This is a genomic window from Saccharothrix saharensis (assembly GCF_006716745.1).
Lineage (GTDB): Bacteria > Actinomycetota > Actinomycetes > Mycobacteriales > Pseudonocardiaceae > Actinosynnema > Actinosynnema saharense.
On record NZ_VFPP01000001.1, the window covers coordinates 727,746 to 749,155 of the forward strand.

Sequence of the window (21,410 nt, forward strand, 5' to 3'; positions counted from 1 at the left end):
CAGGGCTCAGTAGGCGACGGCCCGGTCGGCGAACCGGGGCGCGGGCGTGAGGCCGGACGAGGCCGGGTAGGAGATGCGGTCCGGCACGCCGTCGGAGGTGTAGCGCTGCTCCGGCGCGGCGGCCAGTTGGTCCAGCCAGACCGTGGAGCCGTAGCGCGCGTCCTCGCCGGTCGGGTCCTGCGAGCGGATGCGGGGGGTGAGCGCCGGGTCGAAGTCGGCCGCGAACGGCGACGGCGCCGGTCCCGCGCCCACCATCAGCACGCACGCGTACTCGTACGACGTGCCCTCGACGCCGCCGCGCAGGGCGAGCGCGCCGTTCGCCGGGATCGCGCCGAACGGCAGCGCGAGGCTCGCCACCGGGTAGTCGGGCAGGGCCTGCTGGATCTCCCGCTGCCCGGACGCGATCGCCTCCTGCACGCCCCGGTCGTCGGCCGCCGCCAGGTTCGTGTGGTCGCGGGTGTGGTTGCCGATCTCGAAGCCGTGGCCGCGCAGCCAGCGCAACGCCGCGCCGTCCGGTGACGCGAACGGGCCGGCGTTGACGTACAGGCTCGCCACCGGCCGGAAGCCGGGGTGCCGCGCGGCCACGTCCAGCAGGATGGCGATCGCCGTGCCGGGCGCGGGCCGGCCGTCCGGTCCCAGCGCGAACTGGGTCGCGTCACCGTCGTCGAAGGTCAGCACGACGGGGTGCGCGCCCGCCGGCAGGTCGATCCGCCCGGTCGCGTACTCGGCGGTCGTCACCGGCACGTACCCCTCGGCGGCCAGCCGCTCCAGCTCGGCCCGGAACGCGGCGGGTGTCCGGTCGTAGACCGACGAGGTCCGCTCGACCAGCCGGTGGTACATCAGGATCGGGACCTGGCCGAGCTCGTTCGCGCCGACGGCCGCCGGGTCCGGTGGCGCCGGGGACGACGGCGGGGCGGCCGAGGACGCCGCCGGCAGTTGCGCCGCGGCCTGGTCGGGCGGCCCCGCCGCGGGTTGGGCGGCGCACCCGCAGCACACGGCCGCGAGCAGCGCCACGACGGTCCGGACCGGGCTCCGCGACGTGGTGTTCACAACCGGATGGTTCCGCGTGGCGGGGAGGTCGACACCGGGGTACACCCCTTCGGATGACCTCGGGTTTGGTGCCGCACCACCCGGTCAAGTCGCTGGTAACCGCAGCCGTGCCCAGATCGGAGTCGCCCGATGTCGGATTCGCCCCGGAAGCTCAAGCGCGTGCTGATCCCCGTGGTCGGTGTGGTGGTGCTGCTGCTGATCGCGGGGGTCGTCACGACGATCGTGCACGGCCGCGGCGTCGGGCTCGCCGTCGCCGAACTGGGCGACGGCAGCGCTGTCACTCCTTCGGGTGTAGAGCGCGTGTCCATCACCACCGCGGAGGTCAGCGGGCTCGACCGTGTCACCGTGCAAGTGGACGGACAGCCGGTGCAGGCGCGGCGCGCGGACGGCCGCATGACGTTGAGCGGGGTGAAGCTCGCCGAGGGCAGGCACACGCTGGCGGTGCGGGCGGCCAACCCGCTGCCGTGGATGCCCGACGTGGAGGTGCAGCGGGAGTTCACCGTGGACGCGACACCGCCCGCGCTGCGGGTCGACGTGGTCGAGGCCGCGTCGCCGCGCGGACCGGTGACGGTGCGGGGCAGCGCGGACGGCGCCGACTCGGTCAAGGTCGGTGACCAGCGGGTGGAGCTGCGCGACGGCCGGTTCGAGGCGTCGTTGCCGCAGGTGCCCGCGAGGGTCATGGTCGAGGCCAGCGACGCGGCGGGCAACGCGCAGCGCCAGGAGGTCCCGGTGAAGGTGACCCACCCGGGGATGCGCGGCGTGCACATGAGCGCGGCCGCGTGGGCGACGGCGTCGTTGCGCGACCCGGTGCTGGCGATGGCGCGCGAGGGCCGCATCGACACCGTGCAGCTGGACATCAAGGACGAGAGCGGCGAGATCGGCTACGACTCGCAGGTGCCGCTGGCCCGGCAGATCGGCGCGACCCGCAACTACTACGACGCCCGCGCGGCGGTCGACGAGCTGCACAAGCTGAACCTGCGGGTGGTGGGCAGGCTGGTGGCGTTCCGCGACCCGGTGCTGGGCAAGGCGTCGTGGGAGTCGGGCGCGCGTGACCGGGTGGCGCAGAACTCCTCCGGCGCGCCCTGGTCGGCGCACTACGGCCAGTACGCGTTCACCAACTTCGCCAACCCCGAGGTGCGCGCGTACAACACGGCGATCGCCGAGGAGGCCGCCTCGCTGGGCTTCGACGACGTCCTGTACGACTACGTGCGGCGGCCGGACGGCCCGCTGGGTCAGATGGTGTTCCCGGGCCTGGCCACCAGCCCCGAGCAGTCCATCGTGGACTTCCTGGAGGAGAACCGGGCGGCGGTGCGCAAGCACGGCGCGTACCTGGGCGCGTCGGTGTTCGGCATCGCCGCGCACAGCCCGACCGACGTCGCGCAGGACATCCCGGCCATCGCGGCGCACGTGGACTACGTCTCGCCGATGGTCTACCCGTCGCACTGGGGGCCGAACGAGTACGGCGTGCCCAACCCGAACGCCCAGCCGTACGAGATCGTGCGGGCGTCGGTCGCGGACTTCGTCGGCATGACGAAGGACACCGGGGCGACGGTGATCCCGTGGTTGCAGGCGTTCTCGCTGGGCCACAACTACGGGCCGGGCGAGGTGCAGGCGCAGGTGCGGGGCTCCGCGGAGGCGGGCGCGCCGTCGTTCCTGCTGTGGAACGCCGCCTGCACCTACGGCTCGGCCGGCTTGGAGCCCGCATGAGGCCGATGACCCTGCTGCCGTACCTGACCGGGCTGGGCCTCGCGACGACCGCGGTCGTGGCGCTGGACGTCGGCATGGAGGCGCGTCCGGCGACCGTGTCGTGGCCCGCTTCCGGGGTCGTGGCGACCACGCCCGCCCCGGCCGACCGGAACGGGAGCGCGCCGCCGGTCGACGCGGTGCGCTCCGGCGCGGACCTGCCGCCCGGTCCGCCGTTCCCCGAGCACGGTTCCGGCACGTGGCACGTGGTGCCGCCGGCCGGCCCGGGCGGCGGCACCGGCACCCCGTACGCGATCGAGGTGGAGGACGGGGTGGTGCTGCCGCACGGCGACGACTCGTTCGCCGCGGTCGTGGACCACGCGTTGCGGCACCCGCGCGGGTGGTCGACGCGGCACGTGTTCCGGCGGGTGGGCGGTGACGAGCAGCCGGAGCTGCGGATCCGGTTGACGTCGCAGCGGACCGCCCGGTCGCTGTGCGGGTTCGAACTGCCCTACGACACGTCGTGCCGGATCGGGTCGATCGTGCACCTGAGCACGGCCCGCTGGTTCCGCGGCGCCCGCACCTACGGCGACGACCTGCGCGGTTACCGGATCTACGCGGTGAACCACGAGGTGGGGCACTTCCTGGGCCGCGGCCACGAGACGTGCCCGGCCGACGGCGCGCCGGCGCCGGTGATGATGCAGCAGACGCTGAGCGTGGACAACGACGGCCTGGCGTCGATCACCACGGGCAGCGACCAGGGCGTCACGGTCACCCCCGACGGGAAGGCGTGCGAGCCGAACCCGTGGCCGTGAGGGTCGCGGGCACGACCCGGGGCACGGCTGCCGTCGCGCGGACGCGCCTCCGCGCGACGGCAGCCACGCAGGTCACCCCGCGGCGGCCGTCCCGGCCCGCTGCTCGGCGACCAGGTCGCGGTACCAGTGGAAGCTCGCCCTGGGCGTGCGGACCAACGTCTCGTAGTCGACGTGCACCAGGCCGAACCGGTGCTTGTAGCCGTGCGCCCACTCGAAGTTGTCCAGGAACGACCACACGAAGTAGCCGCGCAGGTCGACGCCGGCGGTGAGCGCGTCGTGCGCCGCCGCGAGGTGGGTGCGCAGGTACTCGATGCGCTCCTGGTCGACGAAGCCGGGGTTGTCCGGGTACACGCACCCGTTCTCGGTGACGTACACCGGCGGCAGGTCGGGGTAGCGCTCCTTCAGGCCGACCAGCGTCTGGGTGAGGCCTTCCGGCTCGACCGGCCAGTTCATCGCGGTGCGCGGCACGTCCGGCAGCCGGGTGGTGTCGATGCCGACGTCGATCGAGGTGCGGGTGGCCGGGTCGGGGTCGCGGTGCGGAGCGTCCGCAACGTGCTGGCGGTAGTAGTAGTTGATGCCGACGTAGTCCAGCGGGGTGGAGATCAGCTCCAGGTCGCCGTCGTGGCGGAACGACAGGTCCGTGACGCCCGCGAACGTCTCCTCGTAGTCGTCGGGGTACCGGCCCGCGAACAGCGGTTCGGTGAACTGGCGGCGCAGCAGCAGGTCGTGCCTGCGCGCCGCGGCGACGTCCGCTTCCGACGAGGTGACCGGGGTCGACGGCGACTGGTTGAGCACGATGCCGAACTCGTGGCCGGGGGTGCCGCGCATGGCCTGGACCGCGAGCCCGTGCGCCACCATCAGGTGGTGCGCGGCGGCGAGGGAGCCGTGGCCCTCCCGCGCGCCGGGAGCGTGCCTGCCTTCGCCGTACCCGACGATCGAGGACACGTACGGCTCGTTGAACGTGGTCCACTTGGTGACCCGGTCACCCAGCGCGTCGTGCACGACCACCGCGTACTCGGCGAACCGCTGCGCGGTGTCGCGCGACCGCCAGCCGCCCAGGTCCTCCAACGCCTGCGGCAGGTCCCAGTGGTAGAGGGTGAGGAACGGCTCGATGCCCCGTTCCAGCAGCCCGTCGACCAACCGGCGGTAGAAGTCCAGGCCGCGCTGCTCGACCCGGCCGGCGCCGGTGGGCAGGATCCGCGGCCACGCCACGGAGAACCGGTAGGCGTCCACGCCGAGCTCGCCGAGCAGCGCCAGGTCCTCCGGCACCCGGTGGTAGTGGTCGCACGCGACCGCTCCGGTGTCGCCGCCGGCGACCGCGCCCGGCACCGCGCCGAACGCGTCCCAGATCGACGGTCCTCTCCCGTCGGCGTCCACGGCCCCTTCGATCTGGTAGGCCGATGTGGCGACGCCCCAGCGGAATCCTTGGGGGAAGTCGGTCATCCTTTGAGAGCTCCTTGCATGATCCCGCCGACGATCTGCCGGCCGAACAGGAGGAACACCGCGAGCACCGGCACGGTGCCGATGGTCGCCGCGGTGAGCACGAGGGTGTAGTCGGTGGTGTACCCGCTGGCCAGGGTGGACAGGGCGGTCTGCACGGTGGGGTTCTCCGGCGTCAGCACGACCAGCGGCCAGAAGAAGTCGTTCCACGCCTGCATGAACGTGAACAGGCCGAGGACGGCGGCGGCCGGGCGTGCGGCGGGCAGGACCACGTTCCAGTACAGGCGCAGCGAGCTGCACCCGTCCATGCGGCCCGCCTCCAGCAGCTCGTCGGGCACGGCCCGCTCGAAGTACTGGCGCATGAAGAACACGCCGAACGCCGTCACCAGGCCGGGCACGATGACCGCGTGGATCTCGCCGGCCCAGCCGAAGTCGCTCATCATCATGTAGAGCGGGATGACGCCGAGCTCGGTGGGCACCGCCTGGGTGGCGACCACCAGCAGCATGAGCGCCGACCGGCCGCGGAACTTCAGCTTGGCGAAGGCGAAGCCCGCCAGGGTGGAGAAGAACACCACCGACACGGTGATGGTCCCCGCCACGATCAGCGAGTTCATCATCGCCAGCGCGAAGTCCGACTGGTCGAACACCCGCGAGATGTTCGCGAACAGGTTGCCGCCCGGCACGAGCACGGGCGGCACGCTGTCCACCTTGTCCGGCGTCTGCGAGGACACCACGAGCGACCAGTACACGGGGAACGCCGACCCGGCGAGCACCGCGATCAGCGCCGCGTAGGTCCACGGTCCGGGCAGCCGCACGGCACCGCGCCCGCGGCGGGCGGGCGGCCGGGCGGCGGGCGCCGGCCGGTCGAGCACGCTGGTCATGGTTGTGGCTGCCCTTTCAGTCGGTCCGGATGCGGCGGGCGGCCAGGTAGCTCAACCCGGTGATGGCGACCGTCGCGATGAGCAGCAGCCAGGCGATGGCCGACGCGTAGCCGAAGTCGAACTTCGCGAAGCCCTGCTCGTAGAGGTAGAGCGCGGCGGTCTGGAACTGCCGGTCCGAGCCGCCGGTCGCGGCGGCGGCGCCGGGGTTGAACAGCAGCGGCTCGGCCAGCAGCCGCATGTTGCCCGCGGTGGCGATCACGGTGGAGAAGATGATCTGCGGCCGCAGCATGGGCACGGTGATGCGCCAGAACTGCTGCCACGCGCTCGCGCCGTCCAGCCGGGCCGCCTCGTACACGCTGGTCGGGATGGCCTGCATGGAGGCCAGGAAGATCAGCGCGTGGTAGCCGGTCCAGCGCCACACCACCATCGCGGCGATGGCGGTGTGGGAGCTGCCGGTGCCGGCCTGCCAATCGATCCGGCCCGCGCCGAACAGGTCCAGCACCCAGTTGATCAGGCCGAAGTCACGGCCGAACAGCTGCGCGAAGATGATCGTCACCGCCGCCACCGAGGTGATGTTCGGCAGCAGCACGCCCATCCGGAAGAACGTCCGGCCGCGCAGCCGCCGGTTGAGCAGCTGCGCGATGCCGAGCGCGAACAGGATCTGCGGGACGGTGGTGAGCAGCCACAGGCTCAGCGTGTTGCCCATCGCGTTCCAGAAGTACGGGTCCGCGGTGAGCAGTTGGACGTAGTTGTCCACGCCGATGAACGTGGCGGCGTCGCCGTCGAGCAGGTTGCGGTCCTGCATCGACACCCAGCCGGTGTAGAGCAGGGGGAACAGGCCGAACACCGCGAACAGCAGGAAGTACGGCGCGATGTAGGCGTAGGGCGCGTACCGGATGTCCCACCGGTGGCGGCGTTCGCGCCAGTCCGTCTTCATCAGCTCTCGAGCCTCTTGACGTCGCCCACGAACTGGTTCCACGACTCGTCCGGGCTCTGCTTGCCCTGCTCGACGCGCTGCATGGCGTTGCCCATCTCGGTCTGCACGTCACCGGCCTTCGGGCCCTGGTACTGCGGCTTCAGCGCGCGGGCGGCGTCGGTGAAGACCTTGCCGACGGGCGCGTTGTTGAAGAACGGGTCCTGCTTCTTGGCCACCGACTCCTCGCTGTAGAGCTTGGGCGTGGACGGGAGCAGGCCCGCGCTGGCGAAGACCTTGGCCTGCTGCTCGGGCGCGGTGAGCCAGGCGGCGAGCGCGACGGCCTTGTCGGTGTTCTTGCCCTGCTTGGGCACGGTCAGGTAGGAGCCGCCCCAGTTGCCGCCGCCGCCGGGCACGGCCGCGAGGTCCCACTTGCCCGAGGTCTCGGGCGCCTGGTCCTTGATCTTGGCCATCATCCACGCCGGGCAGGCCAGGGTGGCGAACTGGCCCTGCTTGAAGCCGGTGTTCCACTGCGGGGTGCTGTGCAGCAGCCCGGCGGACAGGCCGTCGGCCACGCCCTGGGCGACCAGGTTCCAGCCCTTGCGGATGTCGGCGTTGTCGCCGACCACGATCTTGTCGGTCTTGTCGTAGTAGCCGGTGGGCGCCTGGCCGACGATCGCGTTGAGCACGGTGGGGCCGCCGTCGAAGAACTTGGCGCCCGCCGGGGCCTTGGCCGCGAACTGCTTGCCGGTGGCCATGAACTGCTCCCAGGTGGGCCACAGCGCGGAGACCTGGTCGCGGTCGGACGGCAGGCCGGCGGCCTCGAACAGGTCGCGGCGGTAGCAGATGGCCAGGCCGCCGACGTCGGTGCCGTAGCCGATCTGCTTGCCGTCCTTGGACAGCGAGCCCTCCCACTTCCAGTCCAGCCAGCGGTCCTTGACGTCGGCGCCGAGCTCGACGAACTGGCCGGGGTTGGCCTTGAACTGGTTGATGTAGCCGACGTCGACGGCCTCGATGTCCGCCGCGCCGTTGTTGGTGGCGAGGTGGGCGGCGAGGTTCTTGTGGTGGTCGGAGTAGGAGGCGGTGCGGTCGGTGATGTCGATGTCCGGGTGCGCCTTCTCGTACTCCTCGAACAGCTGCTGGTAGCCGAAGTTGCCGAACAGCCCGATGGTGATCCTGGTCTTGCCGTCGCTCGCGCCGCTGCCGCAGCCGGCGGCGACCAGGGCGGCGGCCAGCAGGCCGGCGCCGACCAAGGTCGGAGTTCGTCTCATAACGCGGCTCTCCCTCTCCATCACTAAGCGGGCCGTTTTCGGGCACGCCGGGGACCCGCGGGGTTGTTCCGGGGTTTCCGGCGAATTCGACCGGGACGTGCGTCCGGCCGGTGTGGTGTACATGACAGCCCCGGGCCGCGACACCGTCAAGTAACGAACCGATAACCTGCCTGTTCCACTCCTTCGGAGTTTCCGCAGGTGATACCGTGTCCACCCTGGTCAGGACGCACCGGCTGAACGCTTGAAACCGGTTACAAAGAAAGGGCGGGAGATGACCACGATCCGTGAGATCGCCCAGCTGTGCGGGGTGTCCGTGGCGACCGTTTCACGCGTTTTCAACCAGCCGCTGACAGTCAGCAAGGAAAAGCGCGAAGTGGTCGAGCGGGTGGCCCGCGAGCTGGACTACCGGCCCAACGAGTCGGCGCGCGCGCTGGCCACCAAGCGGTCCGGGTTGATCGGCCTGGTGTGGGACACCGACCACCGCAGGCCCGGTTGGCGGCACCCGTACCTGCAGGAGCTGCTGATCGGGTTGAAGTCGGCGTTGAGCGCGCACGGCTACCACCTGCTGATGCTGGCCACGAGCGGGTCCGCCGCGTTGCGGGCGGTCGGCGCGTCGCTGGCGGACCCGGTGGCGTACGTGAACATGACCCGGCGCCACCACCTGGGCGGGCTGGTGCTCATCGACAGCGGCTCGGACGCCCCGGCGTTCGCCGCGTTCGCCCAGTCCGGGTTGCCGTGCGTGGCGGTGGACGTGGACGTCGACGGGCCGCGGGCGACGTACGTGACGTCGGACAACGTGGGCGGTGCGGCGATGGCGGTGCGGCACCTGGTCGAGGCGGGCCACCGCCGCATCGCCACCGTCACCGGGCCGCGGGCCAACCGGCCGGCGGTGGACCGGCTGGACGGCTTCCGCGAGGCGATGGCCGGGGCCGGCCTGGCCGTGCCGCCGCAGTACGTGGTGGAGGGCGACTACTACCGGCCCAGCGGGCAGTCGGCGATGCGGTCGCTGATCGCGTTGCCGGAGCCGCCGACGGCGGTGTTCTGCGCCAGCGACGAGATGGCGGTGGGCGCGTTGCTGGCCGCGCGCCACGCGGGGCTGCGGGTGCCGGAGGACTTGGCGGTGGTGGGGTTCGACGACATCGAGCTGGCCGCGTTGGTGGATCCGCCGCTGACCACGTTGGCGCAGGACAAGGCCGGTATCGGGGTGGCCGCGGCGCGGGCCGTGCTGACCATGGTGCACGGCGGGGACAAGCCCGCGCCCGCGTTCCTGCCGACCCGGCTGGTGGTGCGGTCCTCCAGCCGGTGAGCGGTCAGCACGTCGGGGCCGGCGTGCTGCCCGGCGGGCCGAATTCCAGGCGCAGCGAGTCGGTGCGGGGCACGACGAACGCGGTGCCCGCCGAGGACCGCCACGTGGCGGGCAGGAACACGTACTGGCCGCCGGACCGGAGCAGCAGCTTCAACCCGTCGTAGCGGTACTTGTACGCGCCGTCGGGCTGTCCGCAGGCGACCTGGCGCACGCCCTCACCGGTCAGGTTCAGGCCCTCCCCGCTGTAGACGACCACCGCGGGCATGTCCGGCACGCGTGCCTCGACCTCGAACCCGCGCCGGGTGCCGACCGCGCTGGAGTAGTCCCCGACCGACCACAACAAACCGATGCTGACGAGCAGGAACGCGGCCACCGACTCCGCGACGCCGAACCGCGCGCCCCTGCGGCCCCGACCGGCCGTGACGCTCGACCGCCGCCACGCGAAGGCCGGCAGCACGATGCCGACCGCGAACCCCAGCCCCGGCAGGCCCGGGTAGGCGCGGAACGGCTCCGGGTGGACGGTGATCGGCACGGTGACCGCGAGCAGGGCGATGCCGAGCACGGCGGCGATCGGCGCGCAGACCCGCGGCAACGCCGCCCACTGCCGGGCGGGCAGCCGGGTGCGCGCGTACCGGGCCAGGAACGTGCCGGACAGGACGGCGATCGCGATGCCGGCCAGCGGCAGGAACAACCCGTCCGCGCCGCGGGCCAGCACCTCGTCCGGGGTCTGGCCGAGCAGCGTGTAGTGCACCCGGAAGTGGGCGAAGAAGACCTGCGTCGCGACCAGGCCGAAGAAGTACAGCAGGGTGGTGAGCAGGGTGGTGTCGGCGACGACCGACGCCATGATCCGCGACGCCCGCGCCGGCCCGGTCTGCGGCACGACCGGGTCGGTCGCGGGCTGCGCCGGGCTCGCGCTCCGGCGGGCGGTCACGGCGGTCACGGCCCGCTGCTCGTCGTCCCGGGCGCCGTTCCGGCCGTCGCCTCGGGTGTCGTCTCGGGCGTCGCCCCCTCCGACGACGGGGTCTGCCCGGTGGTCTCACCGGCGCACGCGCCCCGGTGGATCCGAACCGTTCCACCCGGTTGCACGCTCGGGACCGCCGCCGGGAGGCGCACCCGGCGAGATCTCCGAGACGCAGTTCCCGCCGACCCGGGGAACGACGACGGTCACGCCGCACAGGTCCCGGTCGCACCCCCGGTTGCCTCGGATCCTCCCCTCGATCGTCTCCTTCGTCTCCTCCACGCCCGCGCCGACCAGCTCGGTGGTGTCGTACTTGATCGGGCTGCCGGGCACGCCGGGCGGGTTGGCGCTCCCCTGCGGCACGCGAGGGGTGGGGATCTGCGGCTCCGGGGTTCCGGGCCGCGTCGCCGATCCCTCCCCGGACCGCCCCGGGGTGCCGTGCGCGGAGTGCTCCGACGTCGTCGGTTCCGCGGACGGGACCTCGTCGGCCCGTTGCCGGGTCGGCTGTCCCGGCAGGGCGGCGCAACCGGCCGCCACCGTGCAGGCCAGGACGGTGAACGTTTCTCCGGTAAACCACCTCATTGGGCCTCACCCGCCCTCGTTACTCCTTCTGGGTTCACTCTTTAGGAGTTTCGGAGCAGTGGCTGGATACACGTTGCGTGACTCAGGGTCGGAAGACCGCGCGGACGCAGTCGTCCTCCTTGTCCTTGAACAGCCGGTAGCCGCGCGCGCCTTCCTCCAGCGGCAGGACGTGCGTGGCCAGGTGGGTGGTGGTGAGCTCGCCCGAGGCCATCCGGTCGAGCAGCATCGGGATGTAGCGCTGCCCGTGCTGCTGCGCGCCGCGCAAGGTCAGGCCCTTGTTCATCACCGCGCCGAGCGGGAACTTGTCGACCACCCCGCTGAACACGCCGAGCACGAAGACGGTGCCGCCCTTGCGGCAGGCGTGGATCGCCTCGCGCACCGCGATCGGCCGGTCGGTCTCCAGCTTCAGCTTGCTCTTGACCTGGTCGTAGGCGTACTGGGGGCCGTAGCTGTGCGCCTCGCAGCCGACCGCCTCGATGCACACGTCCGGGCCGCGTCCGCCGGTCATCTCGCGCAGCGCGGCGCCGATGTCGACGTGCTCGTAGTTCAAGGTCTCCAGGCCGAACACGGACTCGGCCTGCCGCAGCCGGTAGTCGAAGCGGTCCACCACGACGACCCGTTCCGCGCCGAGCAGCTGCGCCGAGCGGGCAGCCATCTGCCCCACCGCGCCGCTGCCCCACACGGCTACGACGTCACCCGGCCGCACGCCGCCCAGGTCCGCGCCCATCCACCCGGTGGGCGCGGAGTCGGAGGCGAACACCGCGCTCAGGTCGTCCACGCCGTCGGGGATCGGGATGGCGTTGTGGTCGGCGAACGGCACGCGCACGTACTCGGCGTGGCTGCCCTTGAAGCCGCCCATCGCGTGCGAGTAGCCGAAGATCCCGCCCGGGTCGGCGCCCCACAGCGCCTGCGTGATGCCGGGGTTGGTATTGGTGTTGTCGCACAGCGACCACAGGTCGTTGCGGCAGTAGTAGCACTGCCCGCACCCGATGAACGACGCCACGACGACCCGGTCGCCCACCGCGTGGCGGGTCACGCCGGGCCCGACCTCGACGACCTCGCCCATGAACTCGTGCCCGATCACGTCACCGGCCTGCATGAACGGGATGTGGCCGGTGAGCAGGTGCAGGTCCGAGCCGCACGCGGTGCTCAGCCGCACCTTCAGGATGAGGTCGCCGTCGTTGAGGATCCGCGGGTCGGGCACGTCCTGCACCCGCACGTCGTTGACGCCTTCCCAGCACAACGCCCTCACAGCCGCCCCTCCCCCGCCGACTTGCCGATCACCGCGCGCAGCAGCTTGCCCGCCGGGCCCGGGTGGGTGGTGGGCGGTGTGTCGGGCCGGATCACGTCACCCGTCTCCAGCAGCGACTTCGTCTTGCGCAACGCCACGCGCAGGTCCTCCCTCGACACGTCGTCGTCCTCGGGCACGGCCAGCACCTCGGTGCCCCGGTCGCCCGGGGCGGGGCGCAGGCGCACCTCGACGCGCCCGCGCAGCTCGCCCATCGGACCGGGCAGCTCCGCCAACCCGGCCACGACGTCGAACGGCCGGTCCACGGTCACCGCGAGCCAGTGGTCGGACCGGCTGCGGCGCAGTTCGCGCCGACGGGTCGTCATCCGCCGGCCGACCGCCACCGCCGCACCCACGCCGGTGACGGCGACGGCTTTCACGGTTGCGTTCATCACTCCGCCTTTCGTCGCGAAGTCAGCGAGTACCCAGCGGGCGGCGACTCACTCGGGTGGGAGACGAGCGGGTCGGCAGTGGTCGTCACCCGGGCAGGGCGAACGTCGCACCCCGGTCGACGTACGACACCGCCACCGGGGGCCTGCGCCGCTCGACCTCGGCGACGAACTCCGACAGCGGGGACTTCATCACGCTGTAGTCGTCGAAGTGCACCGGCACCGCCTGCTTCGGGCGCAACAGCTCCAGCAGGTCGACGCCCTGCTCGCCGTCCATGGTCAGCAGCACCCCGAGCACCTTGGTGCCGCCCAGGTGCAGCACCGCGACGTCGATCGACGGGTAGCGCTCGCGGATCTCGCGCAGGTCGTCGTGCACCAAGGTGTCGCCGCTGATGTAAAGGCGCAACGGCGTGGCGGTGGGCGCGGCCCGGTACTCGACCATGCTGCCCATGACCGGCGGCAGCAGCCGGGCCAGCCGGCCCCGCGCGTGCCGGCCGGGCAACGCCGTCACGGTGAGGCTCGCCCCGTCCTTGCGCAGGCTCAGGTCGGCCCACGTGGACAGCGCGACCGGCTCTCGGAACCCGCGCCGGGCCAACCGGCGCGCGGCGTGCGGCGTGGTCAGGATCGGCAGGTCGCGGTCCAGCCGGCGGGCGGCGATCCGGTCGAAGTGGTCGCCGTGGAAGTGCGACAGCACGGCCGCGTCCACCGGCGGCAGGTCGTCGATCCCCACCGCCGGGTCCACGCGCCGCCGGGCCAGGACCCCCTGCCCGATGTGGGTCCACTGGCCGCGGCGCAGGAAGTTGGGATCGGTGAGCAGCGTGAACGGCCCCAACCGCAGCACCGTGGTCGCGTTGCCGACGAAGAACAGCGAGTTCATGACGGCGGGGTGCCCGCACGCGGACCGGTCAACCCAGGCCGCGCAGCACCTCCTCCACCCGCGGCTTCCACGGCCAGTTGGCCGCGTTGTCCGGGCACCGCAACGCCAGCTCCCACACCCGCCGCGCCCGGTCACCGTCACCGAGCCCGGCCAGCGCGCGACCGTAGTAGTACAGGTCGCGGGCCAGTTCCTCGCGGTGCGCGGGCGGGTCGCCCAGCTCCTCGGCCAGCAGGCGCCCGTACAGCTCCGCCGCGGTCGGCCAGTCCCCCGTCACGACCGCCGCGCGCGCCCGGTAGCGGTCGAACATGTCCGACCGGCCGCTGTCGCCGTACCACCGGTCCTCGGCCAACGTCCCCAGCCGCTCCACGACCCCGTCCCGGTCCTCCGTGAACAGCGCGAGGTCCAGCAGCTGGGCGTGCGCCGAGGTCGTCCACCGCGACAGGTGCGGGCTGCCCACCCCGCCGTCGGCGAACAACGCCAACGCCTCCTCGTGCGCGGCCCGGTAGTCGTCGTGCTCCACCGTGCCGCTCAACAGCGCCACGCGCATCGCGACCAGCCTCGTGAACGCCGCGCCGACCAGGTCCCCCGACTCCTGCGCCGCCTCCACCGAGCGCGCGAACCACGACGCCGCCTGCTCGTGCGCGCCGTGCAGGAACTCCAGGTAGGCCAGCTCGTAGTAGAGCACCGCCCGCTGCCGCGTCGACGTGCTCCGGTCGATGTCCCGCACCCCCGCCACCGCGTCGAGCAGCAGACGACGGGCCTCCTCCAGGTCCGCGGGCACACCGGTGCGACGCAGCCGGGTCGCCTGGCCGTGGGAGAACGCGATCAGCGCGGCCGACCGCCGCTCCTCGTCCGCCACCGCGTCCGCGAGGTACTCCGGGTCGGTGAGCCGGGCCAGGACCTCCCGGTTCAGCTCGGCCGCGACCGGCCGGTACCCCAGCACCGCGTGCAGCACGCCCGCCAGGTCCGGCACGCCGTCGTCCACCAGCCGCGCCACCACGCCGCTCAGCCCGCCCGCGAGCGCCGACCCGGCTGCCGTCCCCGCCCCGTCCACCGCCGTGACGGCGTCGACGTAGTCGGACAGCACCACGTCCAGCCCCCGCCGGCGCGCCTTGGCCAGCCCGTGGTCCGGCGCGGCGAGCAACGCCGTCAACGCGCGGGCGCAGTCGGCCCGCACCTCGGGCGACCGGGCCGTCCGGATCCCCGAGACCAGGTGCGCCACGGTGTGGTCGAGGGCGTAGTCGTCCGTGCAGGCGGCCCAGCCCGACCCCCAGCGGTCGATCAGCCGGTCCGCGATCAGGTAGTGGTTCTCGTCGGCGTCCACGTGCCAATGATCCACCACCCGTTGATCTTCCGCCGAAGTCAGGAACTCGGCGAAGCTCAGGTGGCACAGCCGCACCCCGTCGCCGTCGCGCGCCAGCAGCCCGCCGAGGTGGTCCAACGCCCGCGCCGCTTCACGCCGCCGGCGCGCCACCCCGGCGAGGGCGAACAGCGCCACGGGCGGCAACGGCGCGAAGGCCACCGCGAGCACGTCCAGCAGCGGACGGCACACCTCGTCCCAGAACCGCAGCCCACCCGGCGCCTCGTGCTGCTCCACCGCCCGCACGACCAACGCGAGGAAGTACTCGTAGAACCCGTCCAGCCCCGCCGGCAGCACCTCGAAGTCCGCCAACGCGGCCACCCGGACGGCGTCACCCGCCTCGCTCGCCTCCCGCAGCGCCGCGCCCCACAACGCCAGGTACAGGAAGTTGCCGTCCGACCGACCGGCGATCCGCCGCGCCAGCCGGTCCGCACCGGTCGCCCGCACCACCGGCAGCCCGGCCACCACCGGGTCCGCGAGCAGCGCACGGGCGTGCTCCACCAGGTCGCGCCGGACCTCCTCGGCCGACGCCTCGATCGGCTCCTCGCAGATCCAGCGGCCCTGCCCCTGCCGGAACCGCGCCAACAGCCGCTCGTCGGGCCGCGCGGTCGCCACCACCCGCACGTTCGCGGGCAGCTCCGGCACCTCGGCCAGCCAGTCCAGCACGTCCGCGGTCCCCGCACCGGTCGCCCGGAACCGCAGCTCGTCCAACGCGTCGACCAGCACGACCACCAGCGCGTCCGGCTCCTGCTCGGCCAGCCGCCGCGCCGGGTCCAACAACGCGAACTCTTGCAGGTCGGGCACCTGGAGCAGCCGGGTCTCCGACACCACGAGCCCCACTTCGACGCCGATGACCTCGCCCGACACGACGTCCGCCCGCTGCGCCACCCGCATCGCCGTGTGCCGGAACGGGGACACCTTCAGCACGTCGACCCGCACGCCGACCGCCCGACCGCGCACCTCCCCCACGGCCTGCTCGACCCGCACGTCCAGGTCCGCGCCCATCACCCCGGGTCTCAGCGCGGCGAGCTGGTTGCCCAGCCGGATCAGCAGCGACTTCGCGTCACCGCCGGCCGGCGGTCCGCCGCGCAGCCCGGACAGGAAGTACCGCGGCGACAAGCCGTAACGCCGGGCCAGCCACGCCAGCACCGTGCTCTTGCCCGTGCCCGGACCGCCCAGCAGCAGCACGAACCGGCACCCCGGGTCCCGGAAGTGCCGCTCGACCCGGTCCAGCAACCACGTCCGCTCCACCAGGCCGCGGGCCAGGTGCTCCCGCACCACGTCCTCGAAGAGCAGCTCGGCCCCGGTCAGCCCGGACAACCCCGGATCGGTCAACCGCCGATCCGATCCACGTCCACGCCGATCACCTCGGCACCCTCGGCGACCTCGTTCGCCCGCACCGACGCCCGCACGGTCGCGCCACCCGTGACGGCCCGCGCCCGCACCGCCGCCACGTACCCGGCGACCACGTCCACGTCGATCCCACCCTCGACCACCGGCCCGGACGCCGCCCGCTGCTCGCCCCGGAACGTGATGCGCTGCCCGTAGACCGCCTCCAGCAGCCGCCGCACCGCGTCCGCGGACTCCAGCAGGCCCCGGTCGTCCGAGGCGACCTCCTCGACGCCGTCGGCGTAGTCCTGGAGCTTGCGGCGCAACTCCTTCAGGTCCGGCTCCACCCGCTCCAGCACCGCGCCGTCGGCGCGCAACGGCAGCCGCAGCTCACCGTCCAGCTCGGGCACCTCGGCGGGCTCCACCTCCAGCGCCGCCGCCTCGTCCCGGCGCTCCCGGCGCCGCCGCAGCAACTCCGTCGCCTGGCCGTACAGGAACTTGATGCCCTCGGTCAGCGCCGCGGCGCCGAGCACCGAGAGCGCGAGCGGATCCGTCACGCTACCCCTCCCCGATGTGGTGATCAGGAGGGTAGTACCGGGCTCCGCCGCGCGGGGCAAGAACCCGGCGGCACGGTTCAGCCGATCAGACGTTGCGCCGGTACTGGCCACCCACCTCGAAGAACGCCTCGGTGATCTGACCCAGCGTGCACACCCGCGCCGCGTCCATCAGCACCGCGAACACGTTCTCCCCCGACGCCGCGGCCTCCTTCAACCGCCGCAACGCAGGCTCCGCCTCGGCCGCGTGCGCCGCCGCGAACGCCCGCGTCCGCTCCACCTGCGACCGCTTCTCCTCCTCCGTCGCCCGCGCCAGCTCGATCGTCACGTGCTCACGCTCGCCACCCTCCGGCAGGAACGTGTTGACCCCGATCAACGGCAGGGAACCGTCGTGCTTGCGCTGCTCGTACCGCATCGACTCGTCCTGGATCCGACCGCGCTGGTACCCGGTCTCCATCGCGCCCAGCACACCACCGCGCTCGGAGAGCCGGTCGAACTCCGCCAGCACCGCCTCCTCCACCAGGTCCGTCAGCTCCTCGATCACGAACGATCCCTGCAACGGGTTCTCGTTCGCCGACAGCCCCCACTCCTTGTTGATGATCAACTGGATCGCCATCGCCCGGCGCACCGACGACTCCGTCGGCGTCGTGATCGCCTCGTCGTAAGCATTGGTGTGCAACGAGTTCGTGTTGTCGTACAAAGCGCACAACGCCTGCAACGTGGTGCGGATGTCGTTGAAGTCCATCTCCTGCGCGTGCAACGACCGACCCGACGTCTGCACGTGGTACTTGAACTTCTGCGACCGCTCGTTCGCCCCGTACCGCTCCCGCATCGCGACCGCCCAGATCCGCCGCGCCACCCGGCCGATCACGCTGTACTCCGCGTCCATGCCGTTGGAGAAGAAGAACGACAGGTTCGGCGCGAAGTCGTCGACGTCCATCCCCCGCGCCAGGTACGACTCCACGTAGGTGAACCCGTTGGCCAGCGTGAACGCCAACTGGCTGATGGGGTTCGCCCCCGCCTCGGCGATGTGGTAGCCCGAGATCGACACCGAGTAGAAGTTGCGCACCTCGTGCTGGATGAACCACTCCTGGATGTCGGCCATCATCCGCAACGAGAACTCGGTGGAGAAGATGCAGGTGTTCTGCCCCTGGTCCTCCTTGAGGATGTCCGCCTGCACCGTGCCGCGCACGGTCGACAACGCCCACGCCTTCAGCTCGTCCGCCTCCGCCTCGGACGGCTCGCGGCCGTGCTCGGCGCGGAACTTGTCCACCTGCTGGTCCACCACCGTGTTCAGGAAGAACGCCAGGATCGTCGGCGCCGGACCGTTGATCGTCATCGACACCGACGTCGTCGGCGCGGTCAGGTCGAACCCGGCGTACAGCGCCTTCATGTCGTCCAGCGTCGCGATCGACACACCCGACGTGCCGATCTTGCCGTAGACGTCCGGCGGGGTGTCCGGGTCACGCCCGTACAACGTCACCGAGTCGAACGCGGTCGACAACCGCGTCGCCTCCGAACCCTTCGACAGGTACTTGAACCGGCGGTTGGTCCGGAACGCGTCACCCTCACCCGCGAACATCCGCGCCGGGTCCTCACCGTCCCGCTTGAACGGGAACACCCCCGCCGTGTACGGGAAGCGACCCGGCAGGTTCTCCTTGCGCAGGAACCGCAGCAACGTGCCGTCGTCCTCGTAGCGCGGCAACGACACCCGCCGCACCTTGTTGCCCGACAACGTCTCCCGGGTCAGCTTGGTGTGGATCTCCCGATCCCGCACCCGCACGACCATCTCGTCACCGCTGTAGGCCTCCACCACCTCCGGCCACGACGCCAGCAACTCCGCCGACACCGCGTCGACCTGCTTGTGCGCCGACTCCAGCAACGACGTGATCGCCGCCGTGTCGTGCCCGGCCGCCTCCAGCTCCGCCCGCGCCGCCCGCAGGTGCGCCACCCGCCGCACCGCGTCCACGTGCGTCTCGGTCGCGCGGTGGTAGCCGCGCACCGTCTCGGCGATCTCCGCCAGGTACCGCACCCGCGTCGGGGGCACCACGGTCGCCGCCGACGTCGACACCCGGCCCGCCACGACCGGCAACGCGCCTTCCGCGACGTCCAACCCGCGCTGCGCCAGCTCACCGCGCAGGTGCTGGTACAGCGCCGTCACACCGTCGTCGTTGAACGTCGCCGCCGACGTGCCGAACACCGGCATGTCCTCCCACGACGCCCCGAACGCCTCCCGGTTGCGCACCAGCTGCCTGGCCACGTCCCGCCGCGCGTCCTCCGCGCCCCGCCGCTCGAACTTGTTGATCGCCACCACGTCGGCGAAGTCCAGCATGTCGATCTTCTCCAGCTGCGACGCGGCGCCGAACTCCGGCGTCATCACGTACAGCGAGAGGTCGACGAACGGCACGATCGCCGCGTCACCCTGACCGATGCCCGGCGTCTCCACCACGACCAGGTCGAACCCGGCCGCCTTGCACGCCACGATCGCGTCCGCCAACCCCTCGGGCACCTCCGAGCCCGCCCGGCGCGTGGCCAGCGAGCGGAAGAACACCCGGTCACCGTCCAGGCAGTTCATCCGGATCCGGTCACCCAGCAGCGCGCCGCCGCCCTTGCGCCGGGTCGGGTCCACCGCCAGCACCGCCACCCGCAGCTTGTCCTGCTGGTCCAGCCGGAACCGGCGCACCAGCTCGTCGGTCAGCGACGACTTGCCCGAACCACCCGTTCCGGTGATCCCGAGGACCGGCACCGGCCGTTCGGCCGCGACGTGGGCCATCCGGTCGCGCACGTCCGCGGGCAGCGCACCCGCCTCGATCAGCGTGATCGCACGGGCCAGCACGTCCTCGCCGCCGGTGAACAAGCCGTCCCACGACGACGGCGCGCGCTCGGCCAGCGGGTAGTCACACGCCTCCACCATCGTGTTGATCATGCGGGCGAGGCCGAGCCGCTGGCCGTCGGCCGGGGAGAAGATGCGCGCCACGCCGCGCGAGTGCAGCAGCTCGATCTCCTCCGGCACGATGACGCCACCACCGCCGCCGTAGACCTTGATGTGCTCCGCGCCGCGTTCGGCCAGCAGTTCGACCAGGTAGCTGAAGTACTCGACGTGCCCACCCTGGTAGGCGCTGATCGCGATGCCCTGCACGTCCTCCTGCACGGCCGCGGCGACGACCTCGCGCACCGAGCGGTTGTGGCCGAGGTGCACCACCTCGGCGCCCTGGGACTGCAGGATGCGCCGCATGATGTTGATCGCGGCGTCGTGCCCGTCGAACAGGCTGGCCGCGGTCACGAAGCGGACCGGGTGCAGCGGGGTGTGCAGCGGGGCAGCGGTCACGACTGGCTCCTTCGGCAGGCGCGGAACTGCCCTCCAGATTACTAGGACATCCGTCTATCGGAAGTAGGAGCGTGTTGTGCGACGGGTCACCCGGATGCGCCAATAACCGGACAAATCGGATCTAAACTCGCGGACGTCGATCGTTTTCGCAACCCTGGCCGTACCCCTCGAAGAACACGCGTGTAGTTTCCGTCCAAACGGGGTAGAGGATCTTCCATGAGCAGCACACCTATCTACGACGAGCTGGCCGCCATCCTGCTCGCCGACCACCCTGGCACCGCCGAGGCGGCGGGTGCCGGCAAGCAGCAGGCCGAGCCTGTCGAGGAGCCGTCCAAGCAGGTCAGGACAGGTGGCCGACGGCGCAAGCCCGAGCCGGACGCATGATTTTTTAGTCAACACTGAAGCCATAGAGGCATTTGGGTCGAACGCGTGTTCGACCCGCGGGTTATGCTGACCGCATGCAGGTGTCGCTGTTCGACGACGGCGCCGAAGCGCCCGCGCTGCGCCCGCTGACCGGCGTGCGGCGGACGGTGCTGGGTGACGGCGCGTGGATCGACGTGCTCCCCGGCTGGCTGACCGGTGCCGACGCATTGTTCCGCCGATTGGCCGACGAGGTGCCGTGGCGCGCCGAGCGCAGGCAGATGTACGAGCGCGTGGTGGACGTACCGCGCCTGCTCTGCTTCTACGACGAGCGCGCACCGCTCCCCGATCCGGTGCTGACGCGGGCGCGTGACGAGCTGAGCGCCCGGTACGGCGAGGAACTGGGCGAGCCGTTCCGCACCGCCGGGCTGTGCTACTACCGCGACGGCCGCGATTCCGTGGCCTGGCACGGTGACACGATCGGGCGAGGTTCGACCGAGGACACGATGGTGGCGATCGTCTCGGTGGGCACGCCACGCGCCTTGGCGTTGCGCCCGCGTGGCGGCGGGGCGACCGTCCGGTACGCGCTCGGGCACGGCGACCTGATCGTCATGGGCGGGTCGTGCCAGCGGACGTGGGAGCACGCCGTGCCGAAAGCGGGCAAAGCGGTCGGACCGCGCATCAGCATCCAGTTCCGCCCGCGCGGAGTGCGCTGACCACCGGGAACCTCGTGCTTGTGCCGCCTGACCGCCGCAACCGAACACGACGACGGCGTTCCGGGACGGTGCGCCGCCGTGCCGAGCGTTCCGGGCCGGTCGCCGGAGTCACCGGATGCCGGAAGACGCCGGCCACGCGGATGATCGGAACAGGGTCATGATCGCGCACGGCACCGGCAACCCCGACAGGGCCGGCCAGGGGGATCGGCAGGTGCATCCGGTACGCGCCGGGAGCGTGGCACGCCTGGCCTGCGAACCGCATCGGACGGGCACGGGCGCCGAGATCGAGGTGACCGAGGAAGGCGGCGTC

At 72.1% G+C, this 21,410-nt stretch carries 18 protein-coding genes; 5 read left to right on the forward strand and 13 right to left on the reverse strand.

Features of this window, described 5'->3' with window-relative positions:
- Positions 1 to 6: 6 nt before the first annotated feature.
- Positions 7 to 1,050: a polysaccharide deacetylase family protein gene (locus FHX81_RS02640; RefSeq protein ID WP_246107589.1), complete on the reverse strand. Its 1,044-nt coding sequence runs from the start codon at positions 1,048 to 1,050 to the stop codon at positions 7 to 9.
- 129 nt (positions 1,051 to 1,179) lie between these two features.
- Between FHX81_RS02640 and FHX81_RS02645 the strand changes: the two genes are divergently transcribed.
- Both FHX81_RS02645 and FHX81_RS02650 read left to right on the forward strand, forming a co-directional pair.
- Positions 1,180 to 2,757 carry a putative glycoside hydrolase gene (locus tag FHX81_RS02645; protein ID WP_141975033.1) on the forward strand — a complete coding sequence of 526 codons (1,578 nt, stop codon included), beginning with the start codon at positions 1,180 to 1,182 and terminating at the stop codon, positions 2,755 to 2,757.
- Positions 2,754 to 3,548 carry a DUF3152 domain-containing protein gene (locus FHX81_RS02650; RefSeq protein ID WP_141975034.1) on the forward strand — a complete coding sequence of 265 codons (795 nt, stop codon included), beginning with the start codon at positions 2,754 to 2,756 and terminating at the stop codon, positions 3,546 to 3,548. The genes FHX81_RS02645 and FHX81_RS02650 overlap by 4 nt, the downstream gene beginning before the upstream one ends.
- A 72-nt stretch (positions 3,549 to 3,620) precedes the next feature.
- On the opposite strand, the gene FHX81_RS02655 is transcribed toward FHX81_RS02650, so the two are convergent.
- Genes FHX81_RS02655 through FHX81_RS02670 form a run of 4 tightly spaced genes read right to left on the reverse strand, consistent with a single transcriptional unit; the run spans position 3,621 to position 8,053 of the window.
- Complete coding sequence (locus FHX81_RS02655; RefSeq protein WP_141975035.1) at positions 3,621 to 4,991, reverse strand: GH1 family beta-glucosidase; 1,371 nt, start codon at positions 4,989 to 4,991, stop codon at positions 3,621 to 3,623.
- Entirely contained in the window at positions 4,988 to 5,869 is an 882-nt protein-coding gene (locus tag FHX81_RS02660) for a carbohydrate ABC transporter permease (protein ID WP_141975036.1), read from the reverse strand. Before FHX81_RS02660 ends, FHX81_RS02655 begins: the two co-directional genes overlap by 4 nt.
- 16 nt (positions 5,870 to 5,885) lie before the next feature.
- Positions 5,886 to 6,806: a carbohydrate ABC transporter permease gene (locus FHX81_RS02665; protein ID WP_141975037.1), complete on the reverse strand. Its 921-nt coding sequence runs from the start codon at positions 6,804 to 6,806 to the stop codon at positions 5,886 to 5,888.
- Positions 6,806 to 8,053: an ABC transporter substrate-binding protein gene (locus tag FHX81_RS02670; RefSeq protein WP_141975038.1), complete on the reverse strand. Its 1,248-nt coding sequence runs from the start codon at positions 8,051 to 8,053 to the stop codon at positions 6,806 to 6,808. The genes FHX81_RS02665 and FHX81_RS02670 overlap by 1 nt, the downstream gene beginning before the upstream one ends.
- Before the next feature lie 271 nt (positions 8,054 to 8,324).
- On the opposite strand from FHX81_RS02670, the gene FHX81_RS02675 reads away from it, so the two are divergent.
- The gene (locus tag FHX81_RS02675; protein ID WP_141975039.1) at positions 8,325 to 9,359 is read left to right on the forward strand and encodes a LacI family DNA-binding transcriptional regulator; all 1,035 of its coding nucleotides are present in this window, start codon (positions 8,325 to 8,327) and stop codon (positions 9,357 to 9,359) included.
- 4 nt (positions 9,360 to 9,363) lie between these two features.
- Here the strand turns inward: FHX81_RS02675 and FHX81_RS02680 are convergent, their stop codons facing one another.
- The 8 genes from FHX81_RS02680 to icmF all read right to left on the reverse strand — a co-directional run bounded on the left by FHX81_RS02680 (position 9,364) and on the right by icmF (position 20,024).
- On the reverse strand, positions 9,364 to 10,299 hold the full coding sequence (locus FHX81_RS02680; protein ID WP_246107590.1) for a hypothetical protein: 936 nt from the start codon (positions 10,297 to 10,299) through the stop codon (positions 9,364 to 9,366).
- 96 nt (positions 10,300 to 10,395) lie between these two features.
- The gene (locus FHX81_RS02685) at positions 10,396 to 10,899 is read right to left on the reverse strand and encodes a hypothetical protein (RefSeq protein WP_141975040.1); all 504 of its coding nucleotides are present in this window, start codon (positions 10,897 to 10,899) and stop codon (positions 10,396 to 10,398) included.
- 82 nt (positions 10,900 to 10,981) lie between these two features.
- Positions 10,982 to 12,151: a zinc-dependent alcohol dehydrogenase gene (locus FHX81_RS02690; protein WP_141975041.1), complete on the reverse strand. Its 1,170-nt coding sequence runs from the start codon at positions 12,149 to 12,151 to the stop codon at positions 10,982 to 10,984.
- Positions 12,148 to 12,579: a hypothetical protein gene (locus FHX81_RS02695; RefSeq protein WP_141975042.1), complete on the reverse strand. Its 432-nt coding sequence runs from the start codon at positions 12,577 to 12,579 to the stop codon at positions 12,148 to 12,150. Before FHX81_RS02695 ends, FHX81_RS02690 begins: the two co-directional genes overlap by 4 nt.
- An 85-nt stretch (positions 12,580 to 12,664) precedes the next feature.
- Positions 12,665 to 13,453 (reverse strand): MBL fold metallo-hydrolase, encoded by a 789-nt coding sequence (locus FHX81_RS02700; protein WP_141975043.1) that lies wholly within the window; start codon positions 13,451 to 13,453, stop codon positions 12,665 to 12,667.
- A gap of 28 nt (positions 13,454 to 13,481) precedes the next feature.
- On the reverse strand, positions 13,482 to 16,148 hold the full coding sequence (locus tag FHX81_RS02705) for a hypothetical protein (protein WP_141975044.1): 2,667 nt from the start codon (positions 16,146 to 16,148) through the stop codon (positions 13,482 to 13,484).
- Complete coding sequence (locus FHX81_RS02710; RefSeq protein WP_141975045.1) at positions 16,145 to 16,699, reverse strand: hypothetical protein; 555 nt, start codon at positions 16,697 to 16,699, stop codon at positions 16,145 to 16,147. The genes FHX81_RS02705 and FHX81_RS02710 overlap by 4 nt, the downstream gene beginning before the upstream one ends.
- A gap of 85 nt (positions 16,700 to 16,784) precedes the next feature.
- Positions 16,785 to 20,024, reverse strand: coding sequence for a fused isobutyryl-CoA mutase/GTPase IcmF (gene icmF, locus FHX81_RS02715; RefSeq protein ID WP_141975046.1), 3,240 nt, complete (start codon positions 20,022 to 20,024; stop codon positions 16,785 to 16,787).
- 216 nt (positions 20,025 to 20,240) lie between these two features.
- Between icmF and FHX81_RS40260 the strand changes: the two genes are divergently transcribed.
- Together FHX81_RS40260 and FHX81_RS02720 are read left to right on the forward strand one after the other, a co-directional pair.
- The gene (locus FHX81_RS40260) at positions 20,241 to 20,408 is read left to right on the forward strand and encodes a hypothetical protein (protein ID WP_170231904.1); all 168 of its coding nucleotides are present in this window, start codon (positions 20,241 to 20,243) and stop codon (positions 20,406 to 20,408) included.
- A gap of 74 nt (positions 20,409 to 20,482) precedes the next feature.
- Entirely contained in the window at positions 20,483 to 21,100 is a 618-nt protein-coding gene (locus FHX81_RS02720) for an alpha-ketoglutarate-dependent dioxygenase AlkB (protein WP_141975047.1), read from the forward strand.
- Positions 21,101 to 21,410: the final 310 nt, after the last annotated feature.

Excerpts from the sequence above, each read along its gene's own strand:
- FHX81_RS02645 (WP_141975033.1), top strand. The coding sequence starts at position 1,180 with ATGTCGGATTCGCCCCGGAAGCTCAAGCGCGTGCTGATCCCCGTGGTC.
- FHX81_RS02650 (WP_141975034.1), top strand. The coding sequence starts at position 2,754 with ATGAGGCCGATGACCCTGCTGCCGTACCTGACCGGGCTGGGCCTCGCG.
- FHX81_RS02655 (WP_141975035.1), bottom strand. The coding sequence starts at position 4,991 with ATGACCGACTTCCCCCAAGGATTCCGCTGGGGCGTCGCCACATCGGCC.
- FHX81_RS02660 (WP_141975036.1), bottom strand. The coding sequence starts at position 5,869 with ATGACCAGCGTGCTCGACCGGCCGGCGCCCGCCGCCCGGCCGCCCGCC.
- FHX81_RS02665 (WP_141975037.1), bottom strand. The coding sequence starts at position 6,806 with ATGAAGACGGACTGGCGCGAACGCCGCCACCGGTGGGACATCCGGTAC.
- FHX81_RS02670 (WP_141975038.1), bottom strand. The coding sequence starts at position 8,053 with ATGAGACGAACTCCGACCTTGGTCGGCGCCGGCCTGCTGGCCGCCGCC.
- FHX81_RS02675 (WP_141975039.1), top strand. The coding sequence starts at position 8,325 with ATGACCACGATCCGTGAGATCGCCCAGCTGTGCGGGGTGTCCGTGGCG.
- FHX81_RS02685 (WP_141975040.1), bottom strand. The coding sequence starts at position 10,899 with ATGAGGTGGTTTACCGGAGAAACGTTCACCGTCCTGGCCTGCACGGTG.
- FHX81_RS02695 (WP_141975042.1), bottom strand. The coding sequence starts at position 12,579 with ATGAACGCAACCGTGAAAGCCGTCGCCGTCACCGGCGTGGGTGCGGCG.
- FHX81_RS02700 (WP_141975043.1), bottom strand. The coding sequence starts at position 13,453 with ATGAACTCGCTGTTCTTCGTCGGCAACGCGACCACGGTGCTGCGGTTG.
- FHX81_RS40260 (WP_170231904.1), top strand. The coding sequence starts at position 20,241 with ATGAGCAGCACACCTATCTACGACGAGCTGGCCGCCATCCTGCTCGCC.
- FHX81_RS02720 (WP_141975047.1), top strand. The coding sequence starts at position 20,483 with ATGCAGGTGTCGCTGTTCGACGACGGCGCCGAAGCGCCCGCGCTGCGC.